The sequence below is a fragment of the Streptomyces sp. L500 genome (assembly GCF_054551825.1).
The window spans coordinates 10,883-31,834 of the sequence record NZ_JBTOLC010000056.1 but is presented as its reverse complement, the minus strand read 5'-3'; the positions used below and the strand labels follow the sequence as shown (position 1 = coordinate 31,834).

General features: G+C 76.3%; 1 protein-coding gene. It reads right to left on the bottom strand.

Translation table 11 applies throughout. The annotated features are described in order from the left end of the window. Positions 1–20,943 (bottom strand): type I polyketide synthase (locus ACX9I7_RS29450; protein ID WP_459389045.1); only part of this gene is annotated, 20,943 nt, incomplete at its 3' end. Between the last annotated feature and the right edge of the window lie 9 nt (positions 20,944–20,952).

Sequence of the window (20,952 nt, the reverse complement as noted above, 5' to 3'; positions counted from 1 at the left end):
AAAGTCCGGACGCACTCCCCACGACTCCACCAGCCTGAACAAGGCCACCTCAAGCGCGAAAAGCGCGGGCTGAGCGAAACCCGTCCCGTTCAACGCCTCCGCGTCGTCACCGAACATCACCTCCCGCAGCGGACGCTCCAGCTCGCGGTCGAAGTACGCCGCCACCTCGTCCAGCGCCTCGGCGAAGACGGGGAACCGCTCGTACAGCTCCCGGCCCATGCCCGCGCGCTGCGAGCCCTGGCCCGAGAACAGGAACGCCTGCTTGCCCGTCGCGTCCCCGGCGACGCCGCGCGCGGCCTCCCGGGCGCTCTCGCCGTCGGCCAGCAGCACCGCGCGGTGCGCGAAGGCCGCCCGGCCCGTGGCCAGGGAGAAGCCGACGTCCGTCGCGTCCCGGCCCGTTCCGGCGAGGGCGGCGATCCGCTCGGTCTGCGCGGCCAGCGCGGCCTCGGACCGGGCGGAGACCACCCACGGCACGAGTCCGGGCGCCCGCTCCGCCACCGGCTCCTCGGAGGGCGTCGCCTCCGGGGCCTGCTCCACGATGACGTGCGCGTTGGTACCACTGACGCCGAAGGCGGACACGCCCGCCCGGCGCGGGCGGCCGGTCTCGGGCCAGGCCCGGTGCTCGGTCACCAGCGCCACGGTCCCGTCCGTCCAGTCGACGTGCGAGGACGGGGTGCCGACGTGCAGCGTGCGCGGCAGTTCGCCGTGGCGCATCGCGAGGACCATCTTGATGACGCCCGCGACGCCGGCCGCCGCCTGGGTGTGGCCCAGGTTGGACTTGACGGCGCCGAGCTGCAGCGGCAGCGCCGGGTCGCGGTCCCGGCCGTAGGCGGCGATGAGGGCGTGCGCCTCGATGGGGTCGCCGAGGGTGGTGCCGGTGCCGTGGGCCTCCACGGCGTCGACGTCGGCCGGGGTGAGGCCGCCGTCGGCGAGGGCCTGGCGGATGACGCGCTGCTGGGCGCGGCCGTTGGGGGCGGTCAGGCCGTTGGAGGCGCCGTCCTGGTTGACGGCGCTGCCGCTGACGACCGCGAGGACGTCGTGGCCGTTGCGGCGGGCGTCGGAGAGCCGCTCCAGGACGAGGACGCCCACGCCCTCGGACCAGCTGGTGCCGTCGGCCGTGTCGGAGAAGGCCTTGCAGCGGCCGTCGGGGGCGAGTCCGCCCTGCGCGGTGAACTCGGCGAAGGCGTCCGGGCTGGACATGATCGACACGCCGCCGGCCAGGGCCAGCGCGCTCTCGCCCTGCCGCAGCGAGCGCGCGGCCATGTGGAGGGCGACGAGCGAGGAGGAGCAGGCGGTGTCGACGGTGACGGCCGGGCCCTCCAGGCCGAGGGCGTAGGAGAGGCGGCCGGACATGACGCTGGCGGTGTTGCCGGTGGCGACGTGACCGCGGACGTCGGCGGTGCCGGCGCGCAGCACGTTGACGTAGTCCTGGCCGTTGGTGCCGACGAACACGCCGGTCCGGCTGCCGCGCAGGGACGTCGGGTCGATGCCGGCCCGTTCGAAGGCCTCCCAGGTGGTCTCCAGCAGCAGGCGCTGCTGGGGGTCCATGGCGAGGGCCTCGCGCGGGGAGATCCCGAAGAACGCGGCGTCGAAGAGGCCGACGCCGTCGAGGAAGCCGCCTTCGAGGGTGGCGGAGCCGCCCCGGGCGAGGTGTTCGAGGTCCCAGCCGCGGTCGGCGGGGAAGCCGGAGATGGCGTCCTGCCCGTCGGACAGGAGGCGCCACAGGTCCTCGGGGGAGCCGATGCCGCCGGGGAAGCGGCAGTTCATGCCGACGATCACGATCGGGTCGTCGGCCACGTCGGCCCGGACGGCCGGGAACGCGCCGCCGCCGTCCCGCTCGGGCAGGGTGCCGAGGAGCTCGGTGAGGAGGAACCCGGCCAGTTCCGTCGGGGTGGGGTAGTCGTAGACGAGGGTGGCGGGCAGCTTCAGGCCGGTGGTGGCCGACAGGGCGTTGCGGAGTTCGACGATGGTGAGGGAGTCGAAACCGAGGTCGGTGAAGGCCTGGTCGGCGGCGATGCTGTCGGCTCCGGCGTGGCCGAGGACGGCCGCGACGTGGGCGCGCAGCAGGTCCAGGACGAACCGGGGGCGCGCGGACTCGGCGAGTGCGGCGAGCCGGCGCCGCAGGTCGTCCTCGCCGGAGCCGCCCGCGAGGAGCGCGGTGCCCTGGGGGGCGGCGGTGACGACGGTGGCGGCGCGGAGCTCGGGGAGGTCGCCGACGAGGGGGCTGGTGCGGAACGCGGTGGCGTAGCGGTCCCAGTCGATGTCGGCGACGGTCACGGCGGTGTCGTCGTGTTCGACGGCGTGCCGCAGGGCGGTGAGGGCGGAGGCGGGTGCCATGGGGGTGAAGCCACCGCGGCGGACGCGGCCGTCGGCGAGCGTTCCGTCGCCGGCCATGCCGGTCCCGGCCCAGGGGCCCCAGGCGATGGACGTCGCGGGCAGGCCCTGGGCGCGGCGGACGGCGGCGAAGGCGTCGAGGTAGGCGTTGGCGGCGGCGTAGTTGCCCTGTCCGGCCGCGCCGAGGGTGCCGGCGGTGGAGGAGAACAGGACGAAGGCGGCCAGGTCCGTCTCGCGGGTGAGCTCGTGGAGGTGGACGGTGGCGGTGGCCTTGGCACTCAGGACGGCCGTGAACTTCTCCGGGGTGAGCGTGTCGACGACGCCGTCGTCGACGACTCCGGCGGTGTGGAACACCGCCGTGAGCGGCTGCTCGGCCGGGATGTCCGCGAGCAGCGCGGCGAGCGCGGCGCGGTCGGCGGTGTCGCAGGCGGCGAGGGTGACGTCGGCGCCCAGCGCGGCGAGTTCGGTCCGCAGGTCCTCGGCGCCGGGCGCGTCGGCGCCCCGGCGGCTGACCAGGAGCAGGCGCGGCGCGCCCGCTTCGGCGAGCATGCGGGCGACGTGGCCGCCCAGCGCCCCGGTGCCGCCGGTGACCAGGACGGTGCCGGTGGGGGTGTAGGGGCGGAGGGCGGGGGTGTCGCCGACGGGGTGGTGGGCCAGGCGGCGGGCGTAGGTGGCGGTGGGGCGTACGGCGAGCTGGTCCTCGTCCCCGGCGCCGGACAGGACGCCGGCGAGGCGGCACAGCGTGGCGTCGTCGAGGGTTTCGGGCAGGTCGACGAGGCCGCCCCAGCGCTCGGGGTGTTCGAGGGCGACGATGCGGCCGAGGCCCCAGAGGGCGGCCTGCGCGGGGTCGCCCGCGGGTTCGGTGCGGGTGACGGCGACGGCGGCGCGGGTGACGCACCACAGGGGGGCGTCGATCCGGGCGTCGCCGAGCGCCTGGACGGCCGTCGCGGTGAGCGGGAGGGCGGCGAGGCCGTCCGAGCCCGGGGTCAGGGCCAGCAGGGACAGGACGCCCGCGAACTCGGCGCCTCCGTCGGTGAGTTCGCGCAGGCGCTCGGTGAGGGCGGCGCGGTCGGGCGTGGTGACGTCGAGGCGTACGGTCCCGGTGCCGAGGCCGGCCGCGATCGCGTCCGCCCAGGCCCGGTCGGCGTCGGACGCCTCGGCCGTGTCGCCGGGGGTCAGCAGCAGCCAGGTGCCCGTCGGTCGGGTCATCGGGGCCTTGGTGAGGGGCTTCCAGGTGACGCGGTAGCGCCAGCCGTCGACCGTGGTGTGCTCGCGGCGCTTGCGGCGCCAGGAGGTGAGGGCGGGCACGACGGCGGTGAGGGTGGCGTCGTCGAGTTCCAGGGAGGAGCCCAGGGCCGTCAGGTCGGCACGCTCGACGGCCGACCAGAACTCGGCGTCGACCGCGTCGGGCGTGCCCGCCGGGGCGGGCGCCGCCTGCAGGGCGGTGGTGTCGGGCCAGTAGCGCTGCCGCTGGAAGGCGTAGGTGGGCAGGTCGACGCGCCGGGCGGGGGCGCCGAGGACGGCCGCCCAGTCGGGGCGCACGCCGTGGACGTGGAGCCGGGCGAGGGCCGTGGTCAGGGCGTGGGTCTCGGTGTGGTCGCGGCGCAGCGCGGGGACGGCGAGGGCGGGCGAGCCGGCGTCGAGGGTCTCGCGGGCGGCGCCGGAGAGGACGGCGTCGGGGCCGAGTTCGAGGTAGGAGGTCACTCCGGCGGCGTCGAGGCGGCGTACGGCGTCGGCGAAGCGCACGGTGCGGCGGACCTGTCCGGCCCAGTAGGCGGGCGAGGTGGCCTCGTCGGGGTTGAGGAGTTCGCCGGTGACGGTGGAGACGAGGGGGATGGCGGGCGGCTGGAAGTCGAGTCCGGCCGCGACGCGGGTGAACTCCTCCAGCATGGCGTCCATGCGGGGCGAGTGGAAGGCGTGGCTGACGCGCAGGCGCTTGGTCCTGCGGCCGAGGGCCGCGAAGTGCTCCTCGATCGCGTGGACCGCGTCGTCGTCGCCGGCGACGACGACGGAGGCGGGGGTGTTGACGGCGGCGAGGGAGACGCGGTCGTCGTTCCCGTCGAGGAGCGGCAGCACCTCCTCCTCGCTCGCCTGGAGGGAGCACATGGCGCCGCCCTGCGGCAGGGCGGCCATCAGCCTGCCGCGTGCCGCGACGAGCGTGCAGGCGTCGTCCAGGGAGAGCACGCCCGCGATGTGGGCGGCGGCCAGTTCGCCGATGGAGTGCCCGGCGACGTAGTCGGGGCGCAGGCCCCAGGACTCCATCAGCCGGAAGAGGGCGACTTCGAGGGCGAAGAGGGCGGGCTGGGTGTAGGCGGTGTCGTCGAGAAGGGCGGCTTCCTCGGTGCCCGGTTCGGCGAGGAGGATCTCGCGCAGGGGGCGGTCGAGTGCGAGGTCGAAGCGGGCGAGGACGGCGTCGAGCGCCTCGGCGAAGACGGGGTGGCGGTCGTGGAGCTCGCGTCCGGTGCCGGGGCGCTGGCTGCCCTGGCCGGTGAAGAGGAACGCGAGGCGGCCGCGTCCGGCCCGGCCGGTGAGCAGGGCGCCGTCGGGGGTGCCGTCCCGGAGGGCGGCCAGCGCCCGGCGGAGGGTGTCGTGGTCGTCGGCGACGACGGCCGCGCGGTGGTCGAGGGCGGCCCGTGAGGTGGCGAGCGCGTGGGCGAGGTCGGCGAGCGCCGGGGCGGGCTGTTCGTCCAGGAGGGTCAGCAGGCGCCCGGCCTGGGCGCGCAGGCCCTCGTCGGTGCGGCCGGAGAGCACCAGCGGCACGGTCGTGGGGCCGGCCTCGGCGACCTCGGCCGGCTCCTGCGGCTCGTCCTCGACGGGGAGTTCGAGGACGGTGTGGACGTTGGTGCCGCTGAGGCCGAAGGAGGAGACGCCGGCGCGGCGCGGACGCCCGGTCGTGGGCCACTGCTGGTCGTCGGTGAGCAGCTGGATGGCGCCGGAGGTCCAGTCGACGTGGGTCGAGGGCCGGTCGACGTGGAGGGTGCGGGGGACGGTGCCGTGGCGCATGGCCATGACCATCTTGATGACGCTGGCGACGCCGGACGCCATCTGGGTGTGGCCGATGTTGGACTTCACGGAGCCGAGCAGCAGCGGCCGGTCGGCGGGGCGGTCCTGGCCGTAGGTGGCCAGCAGGGCCTGCGCCTCGATGGGGTCGCCGAGCTTGGTGCCGGTGCCGTGGCCGTCGACGACGTCGACGTCGGCGGCGCTGACGCCCGCGTTGGCGAGGGCCTGGGCGATGACGCGCTGCTGCGACGGGCCGTTGGGGGCGGTCAGGCCGTTGGAGGCGCCGTCCTGGTTGACGGCGGAGCCCCGGATGACGGCGAGGACCTGGTGGCCGTTCTTCCGGGCGTCCGAGAGGCGCTCGACGAGGACGAGGCCGACGCCTTCGGCGAGGCTCATGCCGTCGGCGGCCTCGGCGTAGGCCTTGCAGCGGCCGTCGGCGGCCATGGCGCGCTGGCGGCTGAAGCCGACGAAGGCGCTGGGAGTGGCCATGACGCTGACGCCGCCGGCGAGGGCGAGGGTGCTCTCGCCGTTGCGCAGCGACTGGCAGGCCAGGTGGAGGGCCACCAGGGAGGAGGAGCAGGCGGTGTCGAGGGTGACGGCCGGGCCCTCGAAGCCGAAGGTGTAGGACAGCCGGCCGGACAGGACGCTGGAGATGGTGCCGGTGATCAGGTGGCCCTCGTTGCCCTCGGGGGACGCCGGGCTGCTGTAGTCCTGGTAGCTGGCGCCGATGAAGGTGCCGGTGCTGCTGCCGCGCAGGGTGGCGGGGTCGATGCCGGAGCGCTCCATGGCCTCCCAGGCGGTCTCCAGCAGCAGCCGCTGCTGCGGGTCCATCGCGATGGCCTCGCGCGGGGAGATGCCGAAGAAGGAGGCGTCGAAGTCGGCGACGTCGTGGAGGAAGCCGCCGCGCGTGGAGTAGGTGCGGCCGGGCCGGTCGGGGTCGGGGTCGTAGAGGCCCTCGGCGTCCCAGCCGCGGTCGACGGGGAAGTCGGTGATGGCGTCGCCGCCGGCGGCGACGAGGTCCCACAGCTGTTCGGGGGTGCCGACGCCGCCGGGGTAGCGGCAGCTCATGCCGACGATGGCGATGGGCTCGTCGTCGGCGGCCGCCCGGACGACGGCGGCCGTCTCGGTGCGGGCGCCGGCGACGCGGGTGCGGAGGAACTCGACGAGCGCGAGCGGGGTCGGGTAGTCGAAGACCATGGTGCTGGGCAGGGTGAGCCCGGTGACGTTCGACAGCCGGTTGCGCAGGTCGACGGCGGTCAGCGAGTCGAAGCCGACCTCGCGGAAGGCGCGCTGCTCGGAGAGGACGTCGGGCGAGGCGTGGCCGAGGACGGTGGCGGCCTCGCCGCGCACCAGGTCCAGCAGCACCCGGTCCTGCTCGACGGCGGGCAGGGCGAGCAGCCGGGCGGTGAACTCGCTGTCCCCGCCGGCGGACGCGGTGCTGTCCTCCGCGAGCTTCTGGACCTCGGGCACGTCCTCGAAGAGGGCGGTGGGCCGGCCGGAGGTGAAGACGGGGTGGTAGCGCTCCCAGTCGACGTCGGCGACGCACAGGACGGTCTCGTCGTCGTCGAGGGCCCGGCGCAGGCCGGTGAGGGCCGCGCGCGGGTCCATGAACTCCAGGCCGCTGCGGCGGATGGCGCCGGGGTCGACGCGGCCGAGCTTGAGGTCGTCGGCCCAGATGCCCCAGGAGACGGCGGTGGCGGTGGCGCCCCGGGCGCGGCGGTGCTCGGCGAGCGCGTTGAGGTAGGCGTTGCCCGCGACGTAGGCGGCGTGCCGTCCGCTGCCCCACATGCCGGCGGTGGAGGAGTAGAGGACGAACGCGTCGAGCTCGTCGTCGTCGAGGAGTTCGTCGAGGTGGCGGGCGCCGGACACCTTGGCGTCGACGACCTTCGCGAAGGCGTCCAGGCTCGTCTCCTCGATGGAGGCGAGCTCGATGGTGACGGCGGTGTGGACGACGGTGCGCACGGTGTGGCCGTCGGCCTTGAGGCCGGCGAGCATCGCGGCGACGGCGTCGCGGTCGGTGAGGTCGCAGGCGACGACGGAGGCATCGCAGCCCGCGTCGGTGAGCTCTTGGACGAGTTCGGCGGCGCCGGGTGCCTCCGGGCCCCGGCGGCTGGTGAGGACGACGCGTTCGGCGCCCTGCTCGGCCAGCCAGCGGGCCAGGTGGGGGGCGAGGGTGCCGGTGCCGCCGGTGACGAGGGTGGTGCCGCGCGGCGTCCAGGCGCGGGCGGGGGCCGACCCCGCGGCGGCGCGGGCGACGCGGCGGACGAGGACGCCGGAGGCGCGGACGGCCAGCTGGTCCTCGCCGGTGCGGCCGGTGAGGACGGCGGCGAGCCGTTCCCCGGCGCGCCGGTCGAGGGTCTCGGGCAGGTCGACGAGACCGCCCCAGCGCTGGGGGTGTTCGAGGGCGGCGGTCCAGCCCAGGCCCAGGATCTGGGCCTGGACGGGCCGGGTGAGCCGGTCGGAGCGGCCGGTGGCGACCGCGCCCCGGGTCAGGCACCACAGGGGCGCGTCGATCGCGGCGTCGCCGAGGGCCTGCACGAGGGTGACGGTCAGGGCGAGGCCGGTCGCGAGCGCCGGGTGCCCGGGGGCGGGCTCCTCGGCGGCGGCGAGCAGGGACACCACGCCCGTCAGGCCGGTGGCGTCGTCGAGGCCGGTGAGGCGGTCGGTGAGGGTGGCGCGGTCGAGGCAGGCGTCGTCGAGGACGAGCGTGCGGACGTCGGCGCCGTGCGCGGCGAGCGCGTCGGCGACGTCCTCGCCCGGCAGCCCCTCGGCGGTGACGACGAGCCAGGTGCCGGTGAGTGCGGCCGGGGGCAGGCCGGTCAGTGGCTTCCAGGTGGCGCGGTAGCGCCAGGAGTCGACGGTGGTCTCCTCGCGGCGGCGCTTCCGCCACGTCGCGAGGGCGGGCAGCACGGGGGCCAGGGCGGCCCCGTCCAGGCGGAGTCCGGCGGCGAGGGCGTCGACGTCCTCGTCCTCGACGGCCGCCCAGAAGGCGCTGTCCGCCGGGTCCGTGTCGGCGCCCGCGCGCTGCTGCTCGCGGATCGCCCACAGGTGTTCGCGCTGGAAGGCGTAGGTGGGCAGCTCGACGCGGCGGGCGCCGCCGCCGGCGAGGACGGGCGTCCAGTCGGCGCGGACGCCCCGGACGTACGCCTCGGCCAGCGAGGTCAGGAACCGGTCGGCGCCGCCCTGGTCGCGGCGGAGGGTGCCGAGGACGGTGGCGCGGGCGCCGGTGTCCTCGGCGGTCTCCTGGACGGCCATGGCCAGCACGGGGTGGGAGCTGACCTCGACGAACACCCCGTGCCCGGCGTCCAGGAGGCTGCGGACGGCGGGGTCGAAGCGCACGGTCCGGCGCAGGTTGCGGTACCAGTAGGCGGCGTCGAGGGGCGTGTCCTCGGTCAGCCACTCACCGGTGACGGTGGAGAGGAACGGCACCTGGGGGGCGTTCGGGCGGACGGGGGCGAGCGCGGTGAGGAGCTCGTCCTCCAGCAGCTCCACCTGGGCGGAGTGCGAGCCGTAGTCGACGGCGATGCGCTTGGCGCGGACGCCCTCGGCCGTCAGCCGGTCCATGAGGGCGTCGAGCGGCGCGGCGGGCCCGGCGACCACGACGGAGGTCGGGCCGTTGACGGCGGCCACGGCCAGCTCGCCGCCGAGGGCGGCCAGGCGCTCCTCGACGTCGGCGGCGGGCAGCGGCACGGAGACCATGCCGCCGGTGCCCGCGAGGATCCGGCCGATGGCCTGGCTGCGCAGGGCCACGACGCGGGCGGCGTCGCGCAGGGAGAGCGCGCCGGAGACGGCGGCGGCGGCGATCTCGCCCTGCGAGTGGCCGATGACGGCGTCGGGGACGACGCCGTGGGCGCGCCACAGCTCGGCGAGGGAGACCATCACGGCCCAGGAGGCGGGCTGGACGACGTCGACGCGCTCCAGCGAGGGGGCGCCCTCGGTCTGCCGGAGGACGTCGAGCAGCGACCAGTCGGTGAACTCCGAGAGGGCGGCGGCACATTCGGTGAGGCGCTCGGCGAAGACCGGGGACTCCTCCAGGAGCCTGGCGCCCATGCCGGCCCACTGGGAGCCCTGGCCCGGGAAGACGAACACGGTCTTGCCGTCGGCGTCGGCGACGCCGGAGACGGCGCCGGGCGCGGAGCGGCCCTCGGCGAGGGCGCGCAGCGCGGCCGCCGGGTCCTGGCCGGGGCCCGCGAGGACGACGGCGCGGTGGTCGAACAGGGCGCGGGAGGTGAGGAGGCTGTGGGCGACGTCGGCGGGACGGGCCCGGTCGAGGTCCAGGTGCTCGGTCAGCCGGGCGGCCTGGCCGCGCAGCGCGCCCGGGGTGCGGGCGGAGAGCACCCACGGCACGACGGCCGGCGCCTCGGGGGCCTGGGCGGCCTCGTCCGCCACCTCGGTGCGGGGGGCCTCTTCGAGGATCGTGTGGGCGTTGGTGCCGCTGATGCCGAAGGAGGACACGGCGCAGCGGCGGACGCGCTCGCCGCGCGCCCAGTCGGCGCCGGCGCCGAGGAGGGAGACCGTGCCGGGGCTCCAGTCGACGTGGGTGGTGGGCGTATCGGCGTGGAGGGTGCGGGGCAGGACGCCGTTGCGCAGCGCCATGACCATCTTGATGACGCCGGCGACACCGGCGGCCGACTGGGTGTGGCCGATGTTGGACTTCACCGAGCCGAGCAGCAGCGGCCGTTCGGGGGCGCGGTCCTTGCCGTAGGTGGCGTGGAGGGCCTGGGCCTCGATGGGGTCGCCGAGGGCGGTGCCGGTGCCGTGGGCCTCGACGGCGTCGACGTCGGCGGCCGTCAGGCCCGCGTTGGCGAGGGCCTGACGGATGACGCGCTGCTGGGAGGGCCCGTTGGGGGCGGTCAGCCCGTTGGAGGCGCCGTCCTGGTTGATGGCGGAGCCGCGGATGACGGCGAGGATCTCGTGGCCGTTCTTCCGGGCGTCGGAGAGGCGCTCCAGGACGAGGACGCCGACGCCCTCGGCGAGGGTCATGCCGTCGGCGGCCTCCGAGAAGGCCTTGCAGCGGCCGTCGCCCGCGAGGGCGCGCTGCTTGCTGAAGGCGATGAAGGGGGCCGGGGTGGTCATGACGGTCGCGCCGCCCGCGAGGGCGAGGCTGCTCTCGCCGTTGCGGAGCGACTGGCAGGCCAAGTGGAGGGCCACCAGCGAGGAGGAGCAGGCGGTGTCGACGGTGACGGCGGGGCCTTCGAGGCCGAAGAGGTAGGCGAGGCGGCCGGAGAGGACGCTGGGGCTGGTGCCGGTGACGGCGTGTCCGGCGGCGGCGCCGTCGTCGAGACCGAGGCCGTACTCCTGGTAGGTGGAGCCGATGAACGTGCCGGTGGCGCTGCCGTGGACGGTGGCGGGGTCGATGCCGGCCTGTTCGAACGCCTCCCAGGTGGTCTCCAGCAGCAGCCGCTGCTGGGGGTCCATGGAGATGGCCTCGCGCGGGGAGATGCCGAAGAAGCCCGCGTCGAACTCGCCCGCGTCGTGGAGGAAGCCGCCCTGGGTGGAGTAGGTGGTGCCGGGGTGGTCGGGGTCGGGGTGGTGGAGGCCGGTGTCCCAGCCGCGGTTGACGGGGAAGTCGGATATCGCGTCGACGCCGCCCTCGATCAGCTCCCAGAACTGCTGGGCGGAGCGGACGCCGCCGGGGAAGCGGCAGCTCATGCCGACGATGGCGACGGGCTCGTCGAAGCCCCCGGCGGGCGCGGCCGCCGGGGCGGCCGCGGCCTGCCCGGCGCCCAGGAGTTCGCCGCGCAGGAAGCGGGCGAGGGCCAGCGGCGTCGGGTAGTCGAAGGCCATGGTCGCGGGCAGGGCCAGGCCGGTGACGCCGGCCAGGCGCTTGCGCAGCTCGACGGCGGTCAGCGAGTCGAAGCCGGCGTCGCGGAAGGCGCGGCGCCCGTCGACCGCCTCGGCGGAGGCGTGGCCGAGGACGACGGCGGCCTCGGCGCGCACCAGGTCGGTCAGCAGCCGCTCCTGCGCGGCCTCGTCCAGGCCGGCGAGCCGCCCGGCGAACTCGGGCGCGGCGCCTTCGCCGGTGGTGCCGGCGGGGGCGGTCAGGGCGCGGACGTCGGGGAGTTCGTCGAAGAGGACGCTGGGGCGGACGGAGGTGAAGACGGGGTGGTAGCGCTCCCAGTCGATGTCGGCGACGGTCACCGTGACGTCCTGCTGGACGACGGCGCGGCGCAGCTCGGCGAGGGCGGCGGCGGGGTCCAGGAAGCGCAGGCCGCTCTGCCGGAGGCGGTCGGCGACGGCCTCGTGGGTGGCCATGCCGGCCTCGGCCCAGGGGCCCCAGGCGAGGGAGGTGGCGGGCAGGCCGCGGGCCCACCGGTTCTCGGCGAGGGCGTCGAGGTAGGCGTTGGCGGCGCCGTAGGCGCTCTGCCCGGCGCTGCCCCACACTCCGGCGACGGAGGAGAAGAGGACGAAGAAGTCCAGGTCCTCGTCGGCGAGGAGGGCGTCGAGGTGGGCGGCGCCCAGGAGCTTCGCGGCCATGAGCGCGGTGGCGTCGGCCAGGGAGGTGTCGGACAGGGGCGCGGCCTGGCCGACGCCGGCGGCGTGCACGACGCCGGTCAGCGGGTACTCGTCCGGGACGCGTCCGAGCAGGTCGGCGAGCGCGTCGCGGTCGGCGATGTCGCAGGCGGCGAGGGTGACGCGGGCGCCCAGTTCCTCCAGTTCGGCGCGCAGCGCGTCGGCGCCGGGGGCGTCGGGACCGCGGCGGCTGGTGAGCAGGAGGTGTTCGGCGCCGCTGCGGGCGAGCCAGCGGGCGACGTCGGCGCCGAGCGCGCCGGTGCCGCCGGTGACGAGGACGGTGCCCTCGGCGGCGAAGGCGTCGGCGGGCGGCAGGTCGGCCGCCGGGCGGCGGACGAGCCGCCGGCCGAGCGTGCCCGTGGCGCGCAGGGCGAGCTGGTCCTCGCCGCCGCGCGCGGCGAGCGCGCTGACGAGCTGCTGGACCACGGGCGCGTCCAGGACGGGCGGCAGGTCGATCGTGCCGGTCCAGCGGCGCGGGTCCTCCAGGGCGGCCACCCGGCCCAGGCCCCAGGAGGCGGCCTGGAGGGGGGCGGCGAGCGGGTCGTCGGGGCCGGTGGTGACGGCGCCCCGGGTGAGGGTCCACACGGGCGCGGTCAGGCCCGCGTCGCCCAGCGCCTGGGTGAGGACGACGCCCAGGGCGAGGCCCGTGGGCAGCCGGTCGCCCAGGGGGCGGCCGGGCCGGTCGGCCAGCGGCAGGAGGGAGAGCACGCCGGAGATGTCGCCGGACTCCCGCAGGCGGTCGGCGAGGGCTTCGCGCTCCTCCCCCGCCGGGTCGAGGCCGAGGCGCTCGAACTGGGCGCCGTGGCCGCGCAGCGCGTCCACGATCTCGTCGGTGTCCACGCCGTCGGTGGTGACGACCAGCCAGGTGCCGTCCAGGACGGGCGCGGCGGCAGCGGGCACGGGCCGCCACTCGACGCGGTAGCGGGTGGCGTCGAGCAGCGCCTTCTCCTGGCGCTGCTGGCGCCAGGACGACAGGGCGGGCAGCAGGGTGTAGAGGGAGGCGTGCTGTTCGTCGCGCAGGCCGAGGAGCCCGGCGATCCCGGCGGCGTCGCCGCGTTCGACGGCGCCCCACAGTTCGGCGTCGGCCGGGTCGGCGGGCACGGCGCCCGGGAGGGCGTCGGGGAGCGGCTCGGGCCAGTAGCGCTCGCGCTGGAAGGCGTACGTGGGCAGGTCCACGGCCGGGGCGGCGGGCGTGGTGGTGCCGGCGAGGACGGCGGTCCAGTCCACGGCGACGCCGCGGACGTGGAGGCGGGCCAGGGCGGTCGTGGCGGCCCGCTCCTCGTCCCGGCCGGCGCGCAGCAGCGGGACGACGTCGGCGCCGGTGTCCGTCTCGTCGCCCAGGACGTCCTGGGCGAGGGCGGCCAGCACCCCGTCGGGGCCGACCTCCAGGAAGGTGGCCGCGCCCAGGGCGCGGGCGGCGCGGACGCCGTCGGCGAAGCGGACGGTCTCGCGGACGTGGCGGACCCAGTGGTCCGGGGAGCACAGCTCCTCGGCGGTCGCGGGACGGCCGGTCAGGTTGGAGACGACGGTGACGGCCGGGGCGCTGTAGGCGATCTCCTCGGCGACGCGCCGGAAGTCCGCCAGCATCGGCTCCATGAGCGGCGAGTGGAAGGCATGGCTCACCCGCAGCCGCCGGGTCTTGCGCCCCAGCGCGGTGAAGTGCGCGGCGATCTGCTCGGCGGCGGCCTCGTCACCGGCGACGACGACGGCGTCGGGGCCGTTGACGGCGGCGAGGGACAGCTCGTGCTCGCGCCCGGCGAGCAGCGCGGCGACCTCGTCCTCGGTTGCCCGCAGCGAGACCATCGCGCCGCCCTCGGGCAGGGCCTCCATCAGGCGGGCGCGGGCGGCGACGAGCTTGGCGGCGTCCGCCAGGGAGAACACCCCGGCGGCGTGCGCCGCCGCGATCTCGCCGACGGAGTGGCCGAGCAGGACCTGCGGGCGGACGCCCCAGGAGCGCAGCAGCCGGTGGAGGGCGACCTCCAGGGCGAACAGGGCGGGCTGGGTCCAGCCGGTGCGCTCCAGCAGCTCCGCCTCGGGGCTGCCGTCGGCGGCGAAGAGGACGTCGCGCAGCGGGCGGTCCAGGTGCGGGTCCAGGGCGGCGGTGACCTCGTCCAGGGCCTCGGCGAACACGGGGAAGCGGGCGTACAGCTCGCGGCCGGCGCCGGGGCGCTGGCTGCCCTGCCCGGAGAACAGCAGGGCGAGTTCGCCGGCGGAGCCGGTCTCGCCCTCGACGAGGGCCGGGTCGGGCCGGTCGGCGGCGAGCGCGGCGAGCGCGCGCGCCAGCTCGCCCCGGTCGCCGACGACGACGGCGCGCCGGTCGAAGGCGGAGCGGGTCGTGGCGAGCGCGAGGGCGGTCGCGGCCGGGTCCAGGGCGGGCTCGGCCTCGACGAGGGCGTACAGGCGCGCGGCCTGTTCGCGCAGCGCGGCGCGGCTCTTGGCGGAGAGCGTCCACGGCACGACGGCCGGGGAGACGGCGGGATCCTGGACTTCGGCGACCCTGGGTGCGGCGGGCGGCTCTTCGAGGATGACGTGGGCGTTGGTGCCGCTGATGCCGAACGACGACACGCCGGCGCGGCGGGCCCGGCCCGCCTCGGGCCACGGCGTCTCCTCGGCGAGCAGCCGGACGGCGCCGGCCTCCCAGTCGACGTGCGAGGACGGCGCGTCGGCGTACAGGGTGCGCGGCAGGACGCCGTGGCGCATGGCCATGACCATCTTGATGACGCCGGCCACGCCGGCGGCGGCCTGGGTGTGGCCGATGTTGGACTTCACCGAGCCGAGCAGCAGCGGCCGCTCCTCCGGCCGGTCCTGACCGTACGTCGCCAGCAGCGCCTGCGCCTCGATGGGGTCGCCGAGGGTGGTGCCGGTGCCGTGGCCCTCGACGGCGTCGACGTCGGCGGTGGTCAGGCCGGCGCCGGCCAGGGCCTGGTGGATGACGCGCTGCTGGGACGGCCCGTTCGGGGCGGTCAGCCCGTTGGACGCGCCGTCCTGGTTGACGGCGCTGCCCCGGACCACGGCGAGGACGCGGTGGCCGTTGCGGCGGGCGTCGGAGAGCCGCTCCAGGACGAGCATGCCCACGCCCTCGGACCAGCCGACGCCGTCGGCCGCCTCCGAGTAGGCCTTGGAGCGGCCGTCCGGGGACAGGCCGCGCTGGCGGGAGAACTCGATGAGGGACGTCGGCGTGGACATCACCGTCACACCGCCGGCGAGCGCCAGCGAGCACTCCCCCGCCCGCAGCGCCTGCATGGCCCAGTGCATGGCCACCAGCGACGACGAGCAGGCGGTGTCGACGGTGACGGCCGGGCCCTCCAGGCCCAGGACGTAGGAGACGCGCCCGGAGGCGATGCTGGGCGAGGTGCCGCTGCCCTGGAAGCCCTCGAACCGCTCGTCGGCGAGGTGGGCCGCGTAGTCGTTGTACATGACGCCCGCGAACACGCCGGTGCGGCTGCCGCGCAGCGACACCGGGTCGATGCCGGAGCGCTCGATCGCCTCCCAGGACGCCTCCAGCAGCAGCCGCTGCTGGGAGTCCGTCGCCAGGGCCTCGCGGGGGCTCATCCCGAAGAACGCGGGGTCGAAGTCGGCGGCGTCGTGGAGGAAGCCGCCGAAGCGGGTGTAGGTGGTGCCGAGGTGGTCGGGGTCGGGGTGGTAGAGGGCGTCGAGGTCCCAGCCGCGGTCGGTGGGCAGGCCCGAGATCGCGTCGATGCCCTCGCTCACCAGCCGCCACAGGTCCTCGGGCGAGGCGACGCCGCCGGGGTAGCGGCAGCTCATGCCCACGATGACGATGGGGTCGTGGTCGGCGGCGGCCTTGGGGGCCGCCTCGGGTGCGGCGGTGTCGGCGCCCATGAGCTCGGCGAGGACGTGCCCGGCCAGCGCGGTGACGGTCGGGTAGTCGAAGACGACGGTGGCGGCGGTGCGCAGCCCGGTGACGGCGCCGAGGCGGTTGCGCATCTCGACGGCCGTGAGCGAGTCGAAGCCCAGCTCCTGGAACGGGCGGTCCACGTCGACGTCCTGGGCGCCGTCGTGCCCGAGCACGGCGGCGACCTGCGTGCGGACGAGGTCGCGCACCAGCGCGGCGCGGCCCTCGTCGTCGAGGACGGACAGCCGCTGGACGAGGCCGACGGCGGTCTCAGCGCCGGAGACCGCGGAGCGGCGCACGGGGGTGCGGATCAGGCCGCGCAGCAGCGGCGGAACGTCGCCCTGGAGGCGCAGCACGGACAGGTCGAGGCGCACGGGCAGGAGGACGGGCACGCGGGAGGAGAGCGCGGCGTCGAAGAGCGCGACGCCCTGCTCCTCGGTGAGCGCGGGCGTGCCCCGGCGGGCCATCCGCTCCAGCTCGGCGCCGGACAGGCCGCCGGTCATGCCGGCGGCGGGCGCCCACGGGCCCCAGGCCAGGGACAGGGCGGGCAGGCCCTGGGCGTGGCGGAGCCGGGCGACGGCGTCGAGGAAGGCGTTGGCGGCGGCATAGTTGCCCTGGCCGGGCGCGCCGACGGTGCCGGAGAGGGAGGAGAAGACGACGAAGGCGGCGAGGTCGAGGGCCTCGGTCGCCCGGTGGAGGTGCCAGACGGCGTCGGCCTTGGGCCGCAGGACCGCGTCGAGGCGCTCGGGGGTCAGCGACTCGATGACGCCGTCGTCGAGGGCGCCGGCGCTGTGGAGGACGGCGGTGAGGGGGTGCTCGGCGGGCACGGCGGCGAGCAGCCGCTCGACGGCGGCGGCGTCGGCGAGGTCACAGGCTTCCAGGGTGACGTGGGCGCCGAGTTCCGTCAGCTCGGCGCGAAGCTCCTCGGCGCCGGGGGCGTCGGCGCCCCGGCGGCTGACGAGCAGCAGCCGGGTGACGCCGCGTTCGGCGACCAGATGCCGGGCGAGAACCCGGCCCAGGCCACCGGTGGCGCCGGTGAGGAGGACGGTGCCGTCGGGGTTCCAGGCACCCTCCCGCACGCGGGGCGCCTGGGCCCGGGCGAGCCGGGCGCCGAGGACCGTACCGGCGCGGACGGCGGCCTGCGGCTCGGTGACGGAGAGGGCGCCGTCGGGGAGCGGTTGGGTGTCGGTGGCGGGGTCCAGGTCGAGGAGCCCGAAGCGGCCCGGGTGTTCGGTCTGCGCGGAACGCACGAGGCCCCAGACGGCGGCGGCCGCCGGGTCGACGGCCTCCTGGCCGTCCGTGGCGACCGCGCCCCGGGTGACGAACACCAGGCGGGACTGCTCGTACCGCTCGTCCGCGAGCCACGTCTGGAGCAGCTTCAGCGCGGTCGCGGTGAGGGTGTGCGCGGCGGCGGCCGCGTCGTCCGGGTCGCCCACGACGGGCACGAGGACGAGCGCGGGCACCTCCTCGGCGGCGTCCAGCGACGCGAGCGCCGTGGCACCCGCCGCCGCGGCGAGGCCGAACGCGTCCGGCCCGAGGACGGCGACGGACGCGGGCGCGGCGGCGGACCGGTCCCGCAGCGGGGACCAGCGCAGTTCGAACAGCGCGTCGCGGACGATGGGCGCGGCGGCGGCCGACTGCTCGTCGGGCAGGGCGCGCAGGACGAGCGAGCCGACGGAGGCGACGGGGGCGCCCGTGGTGTCGGTGACGGCGAGGGAGAGGGCGTCGTCCCCGGCCCGGGACAGCCGGACGCGGACCGTGGTCGCGCCGGAGGCGTGGAGGGACACGTCCTGCCAGGAGAAGGGCAGGCCGCCGCGCCCGCGCTCGCCGAGGCCGAGGAAGGCCGAGGCGTGGAGGGCGGCGTCGAGGAGCGCGGGGTGGATGCCGAAGGAGCCCGCGTCGGCGGTGGAGTCCTCGGGCAGGGCCACCTCGGCGCAGACGTCGTCGCCCGCGCGCCATGCGGCCCGCAGGCCCTGGAAGAGCGGGCCGTAGCCGAAGCCGGTGGCGGCGAGTTCGTCGTAGAAGCCGTCGAGGTCCAGCGGCTGGGCGCCGGCGGGCGGCCAGGCGGCGTCGGGGCCGGTGGCCCGGTGCTCGTCGGGCGCGAGGACGCCCGTGGCGTGCTGGGTCCAGGGCAGTTCCTCGGCGCCGTCGGGGCGCGAGTGGAGGCTCAGTTCGCGGCGGCCGGTGGCGTCGGGGCTGCCGACCCACACCTGCACCTGGACGCCGCCCTGCTCGGGCAGGACGAGGGGCGCGGCGAGGGTGAGTTCCTCGACGCGCGCGCAGCCGACCTCGTCGCCGGCACGGACGGCCAGCTCCAGGAAGGCGGTGCCGGGCAGCAGCGCGGTGCCGCGCACGGCGTGCTCGGCCAGCCAGGGGTGGGACTGGAGGGAGAGCCGGCCGGTGAGCAGCAGTCCGTCGGAGTTGGCGATGGTCACGGCCGCCGCGAGCAGCGGGTGGTGGGCGGCGCCGAGGCCGGCGGCGCGGACGTCGCCGCTCTGGGTGACGCCCTTGGGCCAGTAGCGGCGGCGCTGGAAGGCGTACGTGGGCAGGTCGACGCGGCGGGCGCCGGTGCCGGTGAAGTAGCCGTCCCAGCGCAGGGCCACGCCCCGGACGTGGAGTTCGGCGGCGGCCGCGGTCACGGCCCGGGTCTCGGGGCGGCCGGCGCGCAGCAGCGCGACGGTGGCGGGCGCGGTGCCCTCGGCCCGTTCGTCGGTGTCGAGGCAGTCGCGGGCCATGGCGGACAGGACGCCGTCGGGGCCGAGTTCGAGGTGGGTGCCGGTGCCGTGGGCGTCGAGCCAGGCGATCGTGTCGGCGAAGCGGACGGTGTCGCGCGCGTGGCCCGCCCAGTAGTCGGGCGAGGTGAGCTGCTCGACGGTGGCGAGCGCGCCGGTGACGGAGGAGACGACGGGGATGACCGGCGCCTGCGGGTCGAGGCCGGCGACGACGGTGCGGAACTCGTCCAGCATCGGCCGCATCAGCGGCGAGTGGAAGGCGTGCGAGACGCGCAGTTCCTTGGTCTTGCGGCCCAGGTCGGTGAAGTGCCGCTCGATCGTGTGGACGGCGTCGGCCTCACCCGCGACGACGACGGCGCGGGGGCCGTTGACGGCGGCGAGGGAGACGCTCTCGGCGCGGTCGGCCAGCAGCGGCAGGACCTCGTCCTCGCTCGCCTGGAGGGAGACCATCGCGCCGCCGACGGGCAGGGCCTGCATCAGTCGGCCGCGCGCGAGGACGAGCGTCGCGGCGTCGGCCAGCGAGAACACTCCGGCCACGTGGGCGGCGGCGATCTCGCCGACGGAGTGCCCGGCGAGGAAGTCGGGCTTGACGCCCCAGGATTCGGCCAGCCGGAACAGCGCGACCTCGAGGGCGAAGAGGGCGGGCTGGGCGTAGCCGGTCTGGTGGAGGAGCTCGGCCTCGGGGGTGCCGTCGGCGGCGAAGAGGAGCTCGCGCAGGGGCCGGTCGAGGCCGGGGTCGAGGTGGGTGAGGACCTCGTCGAGGGCCTGGGCGAAGGCGGGGAAGCGGGTGTAGAGCTCGCGGCCCATGCCGGGGCGCTGGGCGCCCTGGCCGGTGAAGAGGAAGGCGAGCTTGCCGCGGCCGCCCTGGGTCGCGCCTTGGGTGAGGGTGGCGGCGGCCGGTTCGTCGGCGGCGAGCGCGGTGAGCGCGGCGAGGGCCTCGTCGCGGTTGGCGGCGGTCACTACGGCGCGGTGCTCGAAGCCGGAGCGGGAGGTGGCGAGGGAGTAGGCGATGTCGGCGGGGTCGAGGCCGGAGGCAGGGGTGGTGGTGAGGAAGGAGAGGAGCCGGCCGGCCTGGGCGCGCAGGGCCTCACGGGTGCGTCCGGAGACGAGCCAGGGCAGGACGTCGACGTCGAGGCGCCCGGCCTCGGTCTCCTCGACGTGCTCCGGGGCCTCTTCGAGGATCGTGTGGGCGTTGGTGCCGCTGAGGCCGAAGGAGGAGACGCCGGCGCGGCGCGGCTGGTCGCCCTTGAGCCAGGGGGTGGCCTCGGTGAGGAGCCGTACGGCGCCTTCCGTCCAGTCGACGTGGGTGGACGGGGTGTCGACGTGGAGGGTCTTGGGCAGCAGGCCGTGGCGCATGGCCATGACCATCTTGATGACGCCGGCCATGCCGGCGGCGGCCTGGGTGTGGCTGATGTTGGACTTGACGGAGCCGAGGAGCAGGGGGCGGTCCTCGGGGCGGCCCTGGCCGTAGGTGGCGAGGAGTGCCTGGGCCTCGACGGGGTCGCCGAGGGTGGTGCCGGTGCCGTGGGCCTCGACGACGTCGATCTCGTCGGCGGAGAGGCGGGCGCTGGTCAGGGCTTGCTCGATGACGCGCTGCTGGGAGGGCCCGTTGGGGGCGGTGAGGCCGTTGGAGGCGCCGTCCTGGTTGACGGCGGAGCCCCGGATGACGGCGAGGACCTGGTGGCCGTTGCGGCGGGCCTCGGACAGCCGCTCAAGGACGAGCACGCCGACGCCCTCGGACCAGCCGGTGCCGGCGGCGGAGTCGGCGAAGGAGCGGCAGCGGCCGTCGGCGGCGAGTCCGCCCTGGCGGCTGAACTCGACGAAGGTGGTGGGGCTGGACATCACCGTGACGCCCGCGGCCAGCGCCAGGGAGCACTCGCCCTGGCGCAGGGAGTGGGCGGCCAGGTGCAGTGCGACCAGGGAGGAGGAGCAGGCGGTGTCCACGGTCACCGCGGGCCCGACGGCCCCGAAGAAGTAGGACAGCCGGCCGGAGAGGATGCTGGTGGCGTTGCCCGTGAGGGTGAAGCCCTGGACGTCGTCGTCGGGGCCGACGCGGTAGTCCTGGGGCATGGCCCCGACGAACACGCCGGTCCGGGTGCCCCGGACCGACGCCGGGTCGATGCCCGCCCGTTCGAAGGCCTCCCAGGAGGACTCCAGCAGCACGCGCTGCTGGGGGTCCATGGAGAGGGCCTCGCGCGGGGAGATGCCGAAGAAACCGGCGTCGAACCGGGCGGCGTCGTGGAGGAAGCCGCCGAAGAACTCCTCGGTGCCGTCGGTCATCAGCTCCCAGCCGCGGTCGCCGGGGAAGCCGGTGATGCCGTCCTCGCCGGCGACGAGCATGGACCAGAGCTCCTCGGGGCTGCTCACGCCCCCGGGGAAGCGGCAGCTCATGCCCACGATCGCGATGGGCTCGCGGGCGGCCGCCTCCAGTTCGCCCACCCGCTGCCGCGTGCGCTTGAGGTCCGCGCTCGCCCGCTTGAGGTAGTCCCGGAGCTTCTGTTCCTTGTCCATTGTCAACTC